This window comes from Actinomadura luzonensis (genome assembly GCF_022664455.2).
Lineage (GTDB): Bacteria > Actinomycetota > Actinomycetes > Streptosporangiales > Streptosporangiaceae > Nonomuraea > Nonomuraea luzonensis.
The window spans coordinates 1,042,563-1,055,275 of record NZ_JAKRKC020000002.1 but is presented as its reverse complement, the minus strand read 5'-3'; the positions used below and the strand labels follow the sequence as shown (position 1 = coordinate 1,055,275).

Sequence of the window (12,713 nt, the reverse complement as noted above, 5' to 3'; positions counted from 1 at the left end):
CACCCGGTATCCGGCTGCTGTCTCCCGCCTGGGCCCGGTATGGTCGTCGCGGGTGTGCCGGGAAGTCTGGTCGGCGACGTCTTCGCCGACCCCTGGAGAGCCCTGACCGATGGCACCTACCGCACCCGACGACCCCGGCGACTTCTCGATCAGGATCCGCAGCCGCGGGGAGATCCTGCTGATCGAGCTCGGCGGGCCGCTGTCCGGCGCGCCGGTGGAGATCACCCGGATGTACCTGATGAAGACGCTGGCCACGCAGGCCGTCCCGGCGGTCGTGGTGGACCTCGGCGGGCTGACCGGGCTGGACGAGCCGGGCTGCGAGGTGCTGCGCTGGGCCACCGGCGAGGCCCGGCGGGCGGGCGGCCGCCTGGTGGTCACCGGCGGCGCCGCGCTGCTCGGCGCGGGCGGGGCGCCCGGCCTGGAGCACCGGCCCACGATCGAGGCGGGCCTCGCCGCCCTGACCACGCCGGACCCGCCCGGCTGACCTGACGGGCCCGACCCGCCCGGCTGACCCGGCGGGCCGGCCCGCCGATCCCCGCGAGCCCGCGAGCGGGCGGGCGGGGGCCCGAAGGCGCGCCGGTGAGGGCTTTGGGCCCTCCCCATCTCCCCTCCTCCGGCCTACACCTGAAGGGTCACCGCGTGTTCCCTGGCGAACGAAGGAGATCACCATGGACGCCCGCAACGCCACGACCCTCCCCCAGGCCCCCGCGCCGCCCCGGCCCGCCCAGGCGCCGCCCGGACGGGTCGAGGTGGCGCACACCGGCGGCGAGTCCTACTCGATCACTGTGCGGGACCACACGCTGACGGCCGACCAGCCGGTCCGCGACGGCGGGACGGACCGCGGCCCGACGCCGACCGAGCTGTTCGTCGCCTCCCTGGCCTCGTGCGTGGCGTACTACGCCGGGCGCTTCCTGTCCCGCCACGGGGCGGCGCGGGACGGGCTGCGGGTGACGGCCGACTTCGGCCTGGCCGCCGACCGGCCCGCCCGGGTCGCCGCCGTGCGGCTGCGGGTGGCCGCGCCCGGGCTGCCGGCCGAGCGGCGGCCCGCGTTCCTGGCCGTGATCTCGCGCTGCACCGTGCACAACACGCTGCACCAGCCACCCGAGGTCGTCGTCGAGCTGACCGGCGCGGACGCGTGAGGGGGAGCGGGATGTCCCACCTCACCGGCCCCGTCAGCCCGCCCCCGGTGCTCGGCGGCCGGCGGCTGCCGCTCGTCGGGCGGGCCCGCATGTACGTGTGCGGCATCACCCCGTACGACACCACGCATCTCGGGCACGCCAGGACGTTCGTGTGGGCCGACGCGGCGGCGCGGGTGCTGCGGCACGCGGGCGTGCGCGTCGAGGTGTGCCGCAACGTCACCGACGTGGACGACGTGCTGACCAGCGCCGCGCGGCGGGCCGGCAGCCCGTACGACAGCTTCGCCGCGGTCCAGCAGTTCCACTTCGAGCACGACATGGCGGCGCTGGGCGTGGCCCCGGTGACGTACGAGCCGCGCGCCCACAACCACGTCCCCCAGGTCATCGCGCTGGCCGCCGCGCTGGTGGACGCCGGGCACGCCTACGTCAGCGACGGCGGCGTGCGTTTCCGGGGCGCGGGCGTGCCCGAGCGGGCCGGGCTCGGCAGGGAGGCGGCGCTGCCGCTGCTGGCCGAGTACGGCGACCACCCGGACGACCCGGGCAAGAAGGACCCGCTGGACGTGACAGTCTGGCTGCCGTCCCGGGACAACGGCCCCGCCTGGCCGAGCCCCTGGGGGCCGGGCCGGCCGGGCTGGCACGCGGAGTGCGCGGCCATGGCGCTGACCACGTTCGGCCCGGCGCTGGACGTGCACGCCGGCGGCGGCGACCTGCGCTTCCCCCACCACGCCTACGAGGCGGCGATGGCCGAGGCGGTGACCGGGGTGCGGCCGTTCGCGCGGGCCTGGCTGCACGTCGGCGTGGTGCGGGTGGACGGCGCCAAGATGGCCAAGTCGGCGGGGAACCTGGTCTTCACCGCCGACCTGCTGGCCCGCCATCCGGCGGCGGCGCTGCGCCTGATGCTGCTCGGCCACCCATGGCGGCAGGACTGGGACTACGCGCCGGGCGCGGCCGAGGCGGCCGCCGCCCGGCTGGACCGGCTGCACACGGCGGCGGGCGGCCCGGCTCGTCGGAGGCGGCCCGCGCGGCGGCGGTCCGCGCCCTGCTGGACGACCGGGACGTGCCCGCGGCGCTGGCGATCGCCGAGGACGAGGGCGGACTCGCCGCCCGTACCGTCCTCGGCGTGCTCGCCCTCACCTGACCGCGCGAGCCCGGCAGCGCGAGCCCGGCAGCGCGAGCCCGGCCGGCCGAGGCGGTGGTGCCGGGCGAGGGCGGGCCTGGTGCGGGCGCGGGTGGTGCCGGGCGAGGGCGGGCGTGGTGCGGGCAGGGGCGGCGCCGGGGCCGTCAGAAGTGGCGGCGGTAGGCGGCGGCGGTGCGCAGCCGGTCCAGCGCCATCGCCGTCGCCGCCTCGCGCGGCGCGACGTCGGCCGCCGCGAGCCGGTCCAGCAGCTCGGCGGTGTTCGCCCGGATCTTCTCCTCGATGGTGCCGAACGCCTGCGCCCGGCCGCCGCCCCGCTGCTCGACGGCCGCGCAGATGACGCCCCCGGCGTTGGCGATGATGTCCGGCACGCACAGCACCCCGCGCTGGTGCAGGATGCGCTCCGCCTCGGCGGTGGCCGGGATGTTGGCCCCCTGCAGCACGGTCCTGGCGCGCACCCGTCCCGCGTTGTGCGCGGTCAGGACGTCGGGCCCGGCGGCGGGGACGAGGATCTCGCACTCCAGCCACAGGATGTCGTCGCGCTCGCAGCGCACCCCGCCGCGGAAGGAGCCGACCGGCTCCCCCGCCCGCTTGGCGTCCAGCAGGGCGGGCACGTCCAGCCCGCTCGCCCGGTACGTCGCCCCGAGCACGTCGGACACGGCGATCACCCGCGCGCCGCGCTCGGCGAGGAAGCGCGCCGCGTGCGCGCCGACCGCGCCGAACCCCTGCACGACCACGCGGGCGCCGTCCAGCTCCAGGACCTTGTCGGCGGCCAGCGCGTCGGCGCAGCAGGCCAGGCCGTGGCCGGTGGCGCCCAGCTCGTCGAGCGGGATGCCGCCGAGCACCGCGGGCAGCCCCACCGCGCGCCCGATCTCGTCGTGCACGGCGGCCATGCAGCTCTCGTCGGTGCCCATGTCGGGGCCGGGGATGTAGTCGGTGAGCTGCTCGATGGCGCGGGCGAAGGCGCGCATCTCGCGCTCGCGCGGCGCGCCGTCCATGCTGGGCGCGAGGTAGATGCCCGACTTGCCGCCCCCGTGCGGCAGCCCCGCCGCGGCGTTCTTCAGCGTCATCGCCCGCGCCAGCCGGGCCACCTCGGCGACGGACACCGTGGGCGTCATCCGCACCCCGCCGATCGCGGGCCCGAGCGTGACGTTGTCGATCACGACGACGGCGGCCATCCGCGGCATCGGCCGCAGGAACACCACCTTCGCCGGTCCCAGCTCGTCCGCCTGCCACGCGGCTGTGATCTCGCGTACCAAGTCCCTCACCTTCTCCGCCGTCACGGCAGCCGTACGTAGCCGTGCCTGGCCTTCCAGAGGTAGTACTTCTCGAACAGGGCTCCGGCGGCGCGCGAGCGCGGCGGCGCCGGGACGGCGAGGCCCGGCCGGTAGGCGGCGGGCGGCTCGCCGCGGATCGCGGCGGCGATGTTGACCGCCGCCACGCGCGCCTGGGCGGTGGCGTGCGGCCCCGCCCCGGGGCCGGTGGCCGTGCCGACGGCGTACAGGCCGGGGTGGGCGCGTGACCGGCAGGTGTCCAGAACGGGCACGAAGCCCCTGGCGTCGGTCAGGCCGGGCACGGCGCGCACGACGTCCTGGCCGGCCGAGGGCGGCACGATCATCGCGTACGCGTAGGCCAGCGTCGTCCCGTCGGCCAGCCGCAGCTTGCCGGGGGCGGCCTCGGTCATGACGGCGCCGGTGACGGCCTGCACGCCCTGGCGCTCCAGCGCGGCCGCGAGCCGCCGCTCACCGCCGGCGGTCACGTACGCGATGGGCGTCCGCTCGCGCAGCCCGGCCCGCCGCAGCTCCGCCGTCAGGGCGGCGAGGAAGGCGCGGGCGAGCCCGGGGCAGCACGCGCCCTGCGCGGCGCCGACCACGACGGGCCCGGGATCGTCGAGGAAGGCCCGCCAGCCCTCCCCCGCCCGCAGGGCGCCCTCCAGGGTCGTGACCGACCAGGCGCCGTCGGCCTCCGCCAGGCCCGGCAGGGCGGCGAGGTCGTCGCGGCAGCCGGTGGCGACGACGAGGTGGTCGTAGGGGTGCTCGCCGGCCGTGGTCCGCACCAGCCGGGCGGCCGGGTCGATCGCGGTCACCGTCGCCTGCGCGAACCGCACCTCGCGCATCCACAACGTCGGCGCCAGCGGGAAGCCCAGCTCCTCCGGCCGCCGCCGGCCGAACGGGAGCCGGGCGAGCGACGGCGTGTACAGGAACCGGTCGGCGGCCGAGACCACGGTGACGTCGGCGTCCTGCCCCAGCGCGCGCTTGACGCGGAGCGCGGCGGTGAGCCCGCCGAATCCGCCGCCCAGTACGAGGACCTTCTCGCGCATCTCGATCACGACCTTCCGGCGGGCGTCCCCGCTTCCAGCCTCCCAAGCGGGGGCCGCGCCGCAACGGGGCGAAGGTCCCCGGGCGCGGCGGCGTTGGTCCCCGTCCAAGGGGCGGGACCTTCGGCAGGACCTCCGGCTCTGTCCCCCGCCGGCCGCGATGACCAGCGTGGGAACAGGGAGGTAGGTCATGTTCACGTCACATCCCACTCCGCGCCCCGCCGACCTCGCGATCAGGCGGCTGATCGTGGCGGCCGGGCAGGCGCCCTCGGTGAACAACACGCAGCCGTGGCGGTTCCGGGTGCTCCACGGCGAGCTGGTCGAGCTGCTGGCCGACTGGGACCGCTGGCTGCGGGTGAGCGACCCGCGCGGCCGTTCCCTGCACGTGAGCTGCGGGGCCGCGCTGTTCAACCTGCGCATGGCGGCGCGGGCGGCCGGGCGCGCGCCCGCCGTGCGGCTGCTGCCCGACCCCCGTGAGCGGCCGGACCTGCTGGCCGCCGTGCGGATCGGCACGCGGGTACGGGCCTCCGCCGAGGCCAGGCAGCTGTACGAGCTCATCCCGGTACGGCGGACCAGCCGCAGGCCGTACGCCGAGCGGCTGATCCCGGCGCCGGTGCTGTCGGAGCTGCGCACGGCCGCGGCGCTCGAACGGGCCAGGCTGATCGTCCTGGACCGGCGCTCGGCCATGGACATGCTCGACTACGCCGCGATCGCCCAGGACGAGCTGGCCCGCGACAAGGAGTACCTGGCGGAGCTGCGGGCGTGGACCGGCGGGCACGGCGTGCCCTCGTACGTGCAGGGCCCGGCGGCCACCACCGTGATGGACCCGGTGCGGGACTTCGGCCGCCGCTCGGGCGGGGCGGCGTTCGAGCCGCGCCCGCAGCTCGCGGTGCTGGCGACCTCCGGGGACGAGCCGCCGGACTGGCTGCGGGCGGGGCAGGCGCTGCAGCGGGTGCTGCTCGTGGCGGCCGGGCACCAGGTGTCGGCGTCGTTCCTGAACCAGCCGCTGGACCTGCGGGACATGCGGCGGCGCGCGGACCCGCGCACCCGGCACGGGCACCCGCAGATGATCATACGGCTCGGGTACGGGCCGGTGGTGGCCCGCGCGCCCCGGCGGCCGGCGGGCGACCTCGTGGCGGAGACGGGCTGACGCCTCAGGACCTACGGCCCTACCGCCTGAGATGAGCGGTGAGCAGAATGGCGAAGGAGGAGAGGGGTGCTGGCATGCTGCCCGGAACCGTCCATCCGGAGAACGGACGGCCGCGTCCCGGCAGGTTCCCCGTCGTCGCCATCGTGTCCTCGGCCGGGGGCCTGGCCGCGACGGGCCTGGTCCTGGCCGGGCTGCCGGCCGGCCTGCCCGCCGCCGTCATCGTGCTGCAGCACATCTCGCCCACCTACCCCAGCCTCCTGCCGGAGATCCTGCGCCGCCACACCGCCCTGCCCGTGGCCCAGGCGCTGGACGGCGAACCGCTCGAACCCGGCCGGGTCGTGGTCGCGCCGCCCGGCCACCACCTGCTCGTCACCGCCGACCGGCGGCTCGCGCTCATCGAGTCGGGCCCGACCCCGCCGCCCCGCCCCTCCGCCGACCTGCTGCTGACCAGCCTGGCGCTGGCCTGCGGCCCGGACGCCATCGCGGTGGTCCTGTCCGGGCACGGCACCGACGGCGCGACCGGGGCCACGGCCGTGCACCGTTTCGGCGGCACGGTCGTCGCCAGCGACGCCGCCTCCAGCGACTACTTCTCCATGCCGCAGGCCGTGATCAGCCGGGACGACATCGTGGACCACGTGCTGGCGGTGAGCGACATGGCGGCGCTGCTGTCGGCCCTGGTGCGCGCCCCCGCGCTCTGACCCCGCCCACCGACCCCCGGTGCCCGGTTCGGGACCACCGGGCCACGGAGTCGGGTCCTTCGCCCCCTCCGGTACGGGCGTGGCGGACGGAGGCTGGAAGGGTGAGACAAGAAAGGGGAGCACGACGATGACCGTCACGAAGGAAGAGGTCAAAGTACGCGGCTCTGAGCTCGCCGGCCGGATCAAGCACCTGCTCCACGAGGGCAACGTCCGCCGCGTGATCGTGAAGGACTCCCACGGGCGGACCGTGCTGGAGGTCCCGGTGACGTTCGGCGTGGTGGCGTTCGTCGCGGCGCCCGTCGTGACCGCCGCGGCCGCGCTGGCCGCCGTGGCCGCCGAGTGGAAGCTGCAGATCGAGCGGGCCGCCGAGCCGGACGAGCCCGCGCCCCCGGCCGCCCCCACGGTCCCGGCCGAGCTTCCGAAGGCGGAGATCCCGAAGGCGGAGCCCCCGAAGCCGAAGACCCCCAAGCCGGTGCAGGCCGCCAAGCCGGCGGCCAAGGCCGGCGCCACTCAGGCCTGACGGCCCGGGAAGAACGCGCGCCGGGACGGGCCCACGAACCCGCCCCGGCGCGCGTCCGCGTGCGCCCGCCGCTCACCTGCCGTCGTGGCGCGGCCTGATCACCGCGACCGGGCAGGTCACGTGGTGCAGCACCGCGTGGCTGACGGAGCCGAGCACCGCCGAGGCGAAACCGCCCCGGCCGCGCGAGCCCACGACCACCAGGTCCGCGGTCGCGCCCGTCTTGATCAGGGCGTTCACCGGGTGCCCGGGAAGCTGCTCGTCGGTGATCCGCACGTCGGGGTTCTTCTCCCGCCACGGCGCCACCCGCTCGGCCGCCGCCCGCGCCGCCTGCTGGAAGTCCTCCTCCAGCAGGCTGTTGTACGCCGCCGCGTACGGCGACATCAGCGGCGACTGCCAGGCGTAGACCACGTGCAGCGCGGCGTTGCGGGCCCGCGCCTGCTCGATCGCGTACTCCACGGCCACCGCCGAGTGCTCCGACCCGTCGTCGCCGACGACCACCAGGTCGTGCCGTGCCCGCGCGGGCCCGCGCACGATCACCACCGGCCCGGCGGCGTGCCCGGCCAGCCCCATGCCGACCGAGCCGAGGATCAGCCCGGCGAACCCGCCGAGGCCCCGGCTGCCCAGCACCACGGTGTCCGCCGCCGCCGACTCCTTGATCAGGGTCTCGATGACGTTGCCGGGCAGCAGGTCGGTCGTCACCTGGACGCCGCGGTCCAGGGCGCGGGCCCGGTCGCCGGCCGCGGCCAGCGTGCCCTCGCAGTACTCGATGCTGTCCGGGCCGTAGGGCCACTGCTCGCACACGTGCACGAGGCGCAGCGCGAGCCCCCTGCCGCCGGCGTCGGCCACGGCCCAGTCCACGGCGGCCGTCGCGGGTGCGGAACCGTCCACGCCGACCATGATGTGCCTGGTCATCACGTACCTCCTCCGCTCTCCCTTCCAGGCTCGCGCGGCGCGCGCCCGGCGGCCCGGGGACGAGGTCCCGGATACGCGGGTCCTTGGTCCCGTCCGCCCGGCCCCGCCGGGCACGACGCCCGCGGCCGCTCAGCCCGCGGTGAGCCGGGCGAGCTCGTCGCCGACCAGGGCGGCGAGCTCGTCCAGCTCCGGGACGCGGGCGGGGTCGGCGACGCAGGCGACGGTGAGCACGCCCGCGTAGGAGAGGGCGCCGAAGCTGACGGTGACGTTGCCGCTCTCGCCCACGGCGACGGGGACGGCGCCGGTGATCCGCGCCCCGGCGAAGGACAGGGCCGTCGCCGGGCCGCGCACGTTGCTGAGCAGGGTGTGGAAGCGGCGCTGGCGGCGCAGGTACCTGTTGTGCAGGCCGAGGCCGGCCATCAGGCGGAACAGCGGGGCGACCACGTCCCTGGCGAGCGGGCCGGCGGGCAGGCGCTTGCGGGCGGCCATCACGTCGGCGACCCGGGCCAGGCGGTCGCGGGGCGCGCCGGTGACGGGCAGGGGCGCCACGATCGCGGCCAGCTCGTTGCCGAGCGACTCCGTGGTGGCCGCGGTGGCGCGCACCGCCGTGGGGAGCAGCACGTTCAGGGTGGTGACGTGCTCGCCGCGCCGCTCAAGCAGCCGGCGCAGGGCACCGGTGACGGCCGTGAGCAGGGCGTCGTTGACGGTGCCCGCCGAGCGGTGCGCCGCCGCGCGCACCTGCTCCAGGTCGGCGCGGACCACGGCCAGCCGCCGCCGGGGGCCGGTGGGGCCGAGCAGCGAGCAGGGGCGGCGCGGCCGGCCCGGGCGGCGGTGACGGCGCCGTGCACGTCATGCCAGGACCGGACCAGGCGGCGGGCCACCCGCGCCCGCTCGGCGAACGCCTCGGCGGCCAGGCTCCGACGCGACGGCGGCCGCCTGGGAACACCCGCCGGACGCCACGGCGGCGCGCGGGGCATCAGGGCGCGCGCCCGGTGCCTCCGGGACGCCAGGGCGGGCGCCGGGCGCCTCCGGGACGCCAGGGCGAGCGCCAGAGGCGTCGGGGGCGTCAGGCGGGGCGGGGTCGACGAGGGCCGCGAGGATGGCCAGGCCGCCGACGCCGTCCGCCAGGACGTGGTCGAGAACGATGATCAGCGCCGTGGCCGCGCCCGCCACCCCGGTGACCACGGTGGCGGCCCAGCCCGGCGGGGACAGCGGCGTGACGGCCAGCTCGGCGGCCAGGTCCAGCAGCGCCCGCTCGTCGCCGGGCGGCGGGCAGGCGCGCCGCCGCACCCGGTCGCGTACGTCGAAGCCCGGATCGTCCACCCACACCGGACGTCCGCACCCGAACGGCACCCGCACCAGCCGCTGCCGGAGCCGGGGCACGAGCGGCACCCGCTCGGCCAGCACCGCGCACACCCGTCCGGCGTCGGGGGCGCCGTCGAGCGGCAGGATCACGCCGAACTGCTCGGGCACCCGCCCGCCGGCCGACACCGCCCGCATCGCCAGGTCACCGGAGCTCGCCCGGTCGATCCCGGCCCGCGCCCCACCCGGCCGGGGGGCGCGGCGCGGCGCGGTCCTCATCGGGCCGCGGCGACGATCCGGGCGTCGGGACCGGGATACACCAGGCTCTCGTGCCCGTCCTCCAGCCACCGCACCAGGTACGGCGGCGAGCCGTCGGCGTGCTCCACCTGGATGATCAGCCCTTCCTTGCGGACGTCGCCTCCGTAGGTGCCCTCCACGATGAGCCGGTCTCCCGCACTGGCCTTCATCACGAGACCTCCTCGTCTCCGCTTCCTCAATGCCGCGTGCCGTCAATGCCACGGCCGTCAATGCCACGGTGCCGTCGCGGGCGGCCGCCCGGCAGGGCCGGACTTCCCTGTCCGCGAGGGACCTTCGGCCTTCACGCGGCGTGCATCTCCAGCACGAACGCGGCGCCCAGCGCGGGACCGCACGGCCAGGCGGCGCCGCAGGAGACGCACGCGTGCCCCGGGGAGACCTGGTGCTCGTCCAGCGCGCGGGCGGCCCGTTCGAAATAGGACTCGCTCAGACAGTCGGTGCCGGCCGGCGCGATGCCAAGAAGGACGGCCATCTCGATCACCTTCGTTCGCTCATGTGCTTCCTCTACCTGTTCAGGTTCCCCCTCCGGGCCTCTCGTCACCGGAGGCGAACGACCTCGCCCGCTGTGACCTAAGTCACCGGCCCTGCCGGACGGTCTCCCCGGCGAGCAGCCGGGCGAAGTCGGCGGGCCCGGCGGCGCGGGCCAGCAGGGCGCGCTGGCGGTCGGCGCCGGTGCCGTGCAGGGCGAGCCGGTCGAGCAGCCGGGCCACCGGGTCGGGGTCGGGCAGCCGGTCGGCGAGGGCGGCGAGCAGCCGGCGGTGGGTGGCCGGGCGGCCGGTGGACGGGTCCAGCGCGCGGGCGCCGAGCCCGTGCCGGGCGGCGGCGCGCAGCTGCCGCACGACGCGGTGCTGGCGCGGGGCGGGCAGGGGCAGGCCGCGCTCCTCGTCCTCGATGGCGAGGGCGACGAGCGCGCGGGCGAGCCCGGCGACGAGGACGGCGTCGGCGGCCGACAGGCAGGTGTCCATGACGCGCAGCTCGATCGTCGGGTAGCGGGGCGACAGGCGGGCGTGGAAGTAGACGCCGCGCTCGTCCAGGGCCCGGCCGGTGCGCAGGAGGCGGTCCACGGCGGCGTCGTAGTCGGCGGCCGACCACCACACCCCGGGCGGCCGGGCCGACGGGAAGCGGCTCCACAGGCGGTAGCGGCGGCTGGCCCAGCCGGTGTCCCGGTCGGCCTGGACGGGCGAGTTGGCGCTGACGGCCAGCAGGGTCGCCAGGTGCGGCCGGAGCCGGGCGAGGATCCGCACGCCCAGCTCGCGCGAGGGCATGCCGACGTGCACGTGGCAGCCGCAGGTGCCGAAGCTGCCGGCCAGCGGCCTGCTGCGCTCGACCAGCACCGCGTAGCGGGGGTCGGGCGTGACGGCGGGCAGGCCGGGCGGCGTCCGGGGCGCGACCCCGGTGGCGGCGAGGTGGCAGCCCACCTCGGCCGCCGCGCGGGCGGCCAGCAGCCGCATGGCGGTCAGCTCCTCCCCCACCTGCTCCAGGCTCTCGCACACGCCGGTGACGGTTTCGAGCTGGTAGCGCATGAGCTCGTGCTTGACCCGGGGGTCGCCGTCCAGCAGCGCCAGGACCTCCGGGGCGCGCAGGGCGGGCGCGCCGTCGGCCCGGCCGAGCAGTACGAACTCCTCCTCCACGCCGAGCGTCAGCCGCCGCGCGGCCCGCGGGCCCCGGGGCCGCGACGGGCCGGTGGCCGTCGCGGCGGTGAACGTGCCGCCCGCGTCCATCGCGCCTCCCCTGCGGAAAACGGGAACGTTTCCTCGTGCGCCCATCGTGCGACGGTACGGCGTGGCGCGGGCAGGGGCGAAGGTCCCGGTTACGCCGCTGAACTGCGGTTTTCGCCCACCGGCCGGCGAGGCCGCGTCAGGGGGCCGGGGAGACCCGCAGGGTCTCGGCGAGCTCGGCGATCCCGGCGCCGGTGAGCACGACCGGCCGGTAGCCCCGGCGGGTCAGCTCGGCGGCGGCGATGCTCGCCCGGCGGCCGGTGGCGCAGGCGACGAGGACGGGCCGCGCCGGGTCGAGCGCGTCGGGGACGCCTTCGGTGAACAGCTCGGGCAGGAACCGCTCGACGGCCCCCTCGACGCGGACCTGCTCGCGCTCGCCCGGCATCCGCACGTCGAGGAGCTGCGCCCCGGGCCGCCGCAGCCGCTCCGCGAAGTCCCGCAACCCGGCCAGCTCGTACGCGGGCGCGCCCGCCCCGGCGGGCAGCCGCACGACGCCGCGCACGTCGTCGAAGCCGATCCTGGCGAGCTGGGTGACGGCCTCGGCGGTGTCCTGGCCGGGCTCGGCCACGAGCGTGACCGGCTCCCCGTACGGCAGCAGCCAGCCGGCCCAGCTGCCGAAGTCGTCGTCCAGCTCGATGCCGTACGAGCCGGGCAGCCGGCCGCGCGCCTGCGACGAGCGGGGCCGCAGGTCCACGACGTGGCTGCCGGGCGCCGGCTCGGCCAGCTCGGGCACCGCGACGGACGGCATGGGAGGCACGCCGAGCGTGTTGGCCGGCCCCATGTGCCGGTAGAAGGCCGGGATCGGCATGGGGTCGGCCAGCAGCCGGTCGGCGAACTCCTCGGCGTCGGCGACGCCGAGCAGCGGGTTGTCCTTCAGCTCGGCCCCGATGGTGGAGGTGTGGCGGCCGGCGTCGCTCGCCGTGCAGAACGAGCCCGCGCCGTGCGTCGGGTACAGCTCCGTCGCGGGCGGCAGGGCGGCCAGCCGGCGCAGCGAGAGGTGCTGGAGGCGGGCGAGGGAGCGGGCCCGTTCGGGGCCGAGCAGGTCGGGCCGCCCGGCGGTGGCGACGAGCAGGCTGCCGCCGGAGAAGACCGCGACCGGCTCGCCGTCGACCAGCACGACGTAGCTGGTGTGCTCGGGCGTGTGGCCGGGGGTGTGCACGGGCCGGACGGTCAGGCCCGCGCCGCCGTCGAGGTCCTCCAGGTGGAAGGCGGGCGTGTGCCGGTAGGCGGGGGCCGCGGCGGCCGGCAGGACCAGCTCGGCGCCGGTGCGCCGGGCGGCCTCCGCGGCACCGGACAGGTAGTCGTTGTGCAGGTGGGTCTCCAGCACGAACCGCAGCTCGACGTCGCGCTCGGCGGCGGCGTCCAGGAAACGGCCGACGTCGCGCTGCGGGTCGACGAGGACGCCGGCGCCCTCGTGGGTCAGCAGGTGGGACTGGTCGCCCAGGCCGGGGGTGCGGAAGGACGTGACGTCCATGCGCGTGCTCCTCTCCATGCCCGGGCACCTACCCGC

14 protein-coding genes and 1 pseudogene are annotated in these 12,713 nt (G+C 77.2%); 6 read left to right on the top strand and 9 right to left on the bottom strand.

Going from position 1 to position 12,713, the window contains the following annotated elements:
- The first annotated feature begins 109 nt into the window (after positions 1–109).
- The 3 genes and pseudogenes from MF672_RS35130 to MF672_RS35120 all read left to right on the top strand — a co-directional run.
- Positions 110–484 carry an STAS domain-containing protein gene (locus MF672_RS35130; protein ID WP_242381829.1) on the top strand — a complete coding sequence of 125 codons (375 nt, stop codon included), beginning with the start codon at positions 110–112 and terminating at the stop codon, positions 482–484.
- A gap of 184 nt (positions 485–668) precedes the next feature.
- Positions 669–1,139 carry an OsmC family protein gene (locus tag MF672_RS35125; RefSeq protein WP_242381830.1) on the top strand — a complete coding sequence of 157 codons (471 nt, stop codon included), beginning with the start codon at positions 669–671 and terminating at the stop codon, positions 1,137–1,139.
- Between the two features lie 11 nt (positions 1,140–1,150).
- Positions 1,151–2,023 (top strand): annotated as a pseudogene (locus tag MF672_RS35120) (cysteine--tRNA ligase); the annotation flags it as partial.
- Positions 2,024–2,417: 394 nt separating this feature from the next.
- Here MF672_RS35120 and MF672_RS35115 read toward each other — a convergent pair.
- A complete protein-coding gene (locus MF672_RS35115; protein WP_242381832.1) occupies positions 2,418–3,530 on the bottom strand; it encodes a Glu/Leu/Phe/Val family dehydrogenase in 1,113 nt (370 codons plus the stop codon).
- A 20-nt stretch (positions 3,531–3,550) separates the two neighbouring features.
- Positions 3,551–4,591 (bottom strand): NAD(P)/FAD-dependent oxidoreductase, encoded by a 1,041-nt coding sequence (locus tag MF672_RS35110; protein WP_242381833.1) that lies wholly within the window; start codon positions 4,589–4,591, stop codon positions 3,551–3,553.
- A gap of 187 nt (positions 4,592–4,778) precedes the next feature.
- Here MF672_RS35110 and MF672_RS35105 point away from each other — a divergent pair, with 187 nt between their 5' ends.
- The 3 genes from MF672_RS35105 to MF672_RS35095 all read left to right on the top strand — a co-directional run bounded on the left by MF672_RS35105 (position 4,779) and on the right by MF672_RS35095 (position 6,956).
- Positions 4,779–5,738 (top strand): Acg family FMN-binding oxidoreductase, encoded by a 960-nt coding sequence (locus MF672_RS35105; protein WP_242381834.1) that lies wholly within the window; start codon positions 4,779–4,781, stop codon positions 5,736–5,738.
- Between the two features lie 74 nt (positions 5,739–5,812).
- Positions 5,813–6,436: a chemotaxis protein CheB gene (locus MF672_RS35100; protein WP_242381835.1), complete on the top strand. Its 624-nt coding sequence runs from the start codon at positions 5,813–5,815 to the stop codon at positions 6,434–6,436.
- 127 nt (positions 6,437–6,563) lie between these two features.
- Positions 6,564–6,956, top strand: coding sequence for a DUF4342 domain-containing protein (locus MF672_RS35095; RefSeq protein ID WP_242381836.1), 393 nt, complete (start codon positions 6,564–6,566; stop codon positions 6,954–6,956).
- Positions 6,957–7,028: 72 nt separating this feature from the next.
- Here the strand turns inward: MF672_RS35095 and MF672_RS35090 are convergent, their stop codons facing one another.
- From MF672_RS35090 to MF672_RS35060, 7 genes are all read right to left on the bottom strand, one after another.
- A complete protein-coding gene (locus tag MF672_RS35090; RefSeq protein WP_242381837.1) occupies positions 7,029–7,868 on the bottom strand; it encodes a universal stress protein in 840 nt (279 codons plus the stop codon).
- Between the two features lie 129 nt (positions 7,869–7,997).
- Positions 7,998–8,630, bottom strand: a complete 633-nt coding sequence (locus tag MF672_RS35085; protein ID WP_247815575.1) for a WS/DGAT domain-containing protein — start codon at positions 8,628–8,630, stop codon at positions 7,998–8,000.
- Positions 8,631–8,717: 87 nt separating this feature from the next.
- A complete protein-coding gene (locus MF672_RS35080; protein WP_247815574.1) occupies positions 8,718–9,449 on the bottom strand; it encodes a wax ester/triacylglycerol synthase domain-containing protein in 732 nt (243 codons plus the stop codon).
- Positions 9,446–9,637, bottom strand: a complete 192-nt coding sequence (locus MF672_RS35075) for a DUF1918 domain-containing protein (RefSeq protein WP_242384189.1) — start codon at positions 9,635–9,637, stop codon at positions 9,446–9,448. The genes MF672_RS35080 and MF672_RS35075 overlap by 4 nt, the downstream gene beginning before the upstream one ends.
- Positions 9,638–9,768: 131 nt before the next feature.
- A complete protein-coding gene (locus tag MF672_RS35070) occupies positions 9,769–9,957 on the bottom strand; it encodes a hypothetical protein (protein WP_242384188.1) in 189 nt (62 codons plus the stop codon).
- Between the two features lie 103 nt (positions 9,958–10,060).
- Positions 10,061–11,251, bottom strand: coding sequence for a carboxylate-amine ligase (locus MF672_RS35065; RefSeq protein ID WP_247815573.1), 1,191 nt, complete (start codon positions 11,249–11,251; stop codon positions 10,061–10,063).
- A 91-nt stretch (positions 11,252–11,342) separates the two neighbouring features.
- Positions 11,343–12,677 (bottom strand): rhodanese-like domain-containing protein, encoded by a 1,335-nt coding sequence (locus MF672_RS35060; RefSeq protein ID WP_247815572.1) that lies wholly within the window; start codon positions 12,675–12,677, stop codon positions 11,343–11,345.
- Positions 12,678–12,713 lie beyond the last annotated feature (36 nt).

Excerpts from the sequence above, each read along its gene's own strand:
- MF672_RS35105 (WP_242381834.1), top strand. The coding sequence starts at position 4,779 with ATGTTCACGTCACATCCCACTCCGCGCCCCGCCGACCTCGCGATCAGG.
- MF672_RS35130 (WP_242381829.1), top strand. The coding sequence starts at position 110 with ATGGCACCTACCGCACCCGACGACCCCGGCGACTTCTCGATCAGGATC.
- MF672_RS35095 (WP_242381836.1), top strand. The coding sequence starts at position 6,564 with ATGACCGTCACGAAGGAAGAGGTCAAAGTACGCGGCTCTGAGCTCGCC.
- MF672_RS35070 (WP_242384188.1), bottom strand. The coding sequence starts at position 9,957 with ATGGCCGTCCTTCTTGGCATCGCGCCGGCCGGCACCGACTGTCTGAGC.
- MF672_RS35060 (WP_247815572.1), bottom strand. The coding sequence starts at position 12,677 with ATGGACGTCACGTCCTTCCGCACCCCCGGCCTGGGCGACCAGTCCCAC.
- MF672_RS35065 (WP_247815573.1), bottom strand. The coding sequence starts at position 11,251 with ATGGGCGCACGAGGAAACGTTCCCGTTTTCCGCAGGGGAGGCGCGATG.
- MF672_RS35110 (WP_242381833.1), bottom strand. The coding sequence starts at position 4,591 with ATGCGCGAGAAGGTCCTCGTACTGGGCGGCGGATTCGGCGGGCTCACC.
- MF672_RS35090 (WP_242381837.1), bottom strand. The coding sequence starts at position 7,868 with ATGACCAGGCACATCATGGTCGGCGTGGACGGTTCCGCACCCGCGACG.
- MF672_RS35125 (WP_242381830.1), top strand. The coding sequence starts at position 669 with ATGGACGCCCGCAACGCCACGACCCTCCCCCAGGCCCCCGCGCCGCCC.
- MF672_RS35080 (WP_247815574.1), bottom strand. The coding sequence starts at position 9,449 with ATGAGGACCGCGCCGCGCCGCGCCCCCCGGCCGGGTGGGGCGCGGGCC.
- MF672_RS35100 (WP_242381835.1), top strand. The coding sequence starts at position 5,813 with ATGCTGCCCGGAACCGTCCATCCGGAGAACGGACGGCCGCGTCCCGGC.
- MF672_RS35075 (WP_242384189.1), bottom strand. The coding sequence starts at position 9,637 with ATGAAGGCCAGTGCGGGAGACCGGCTCATCGTGGAGGGCACCTACGGA.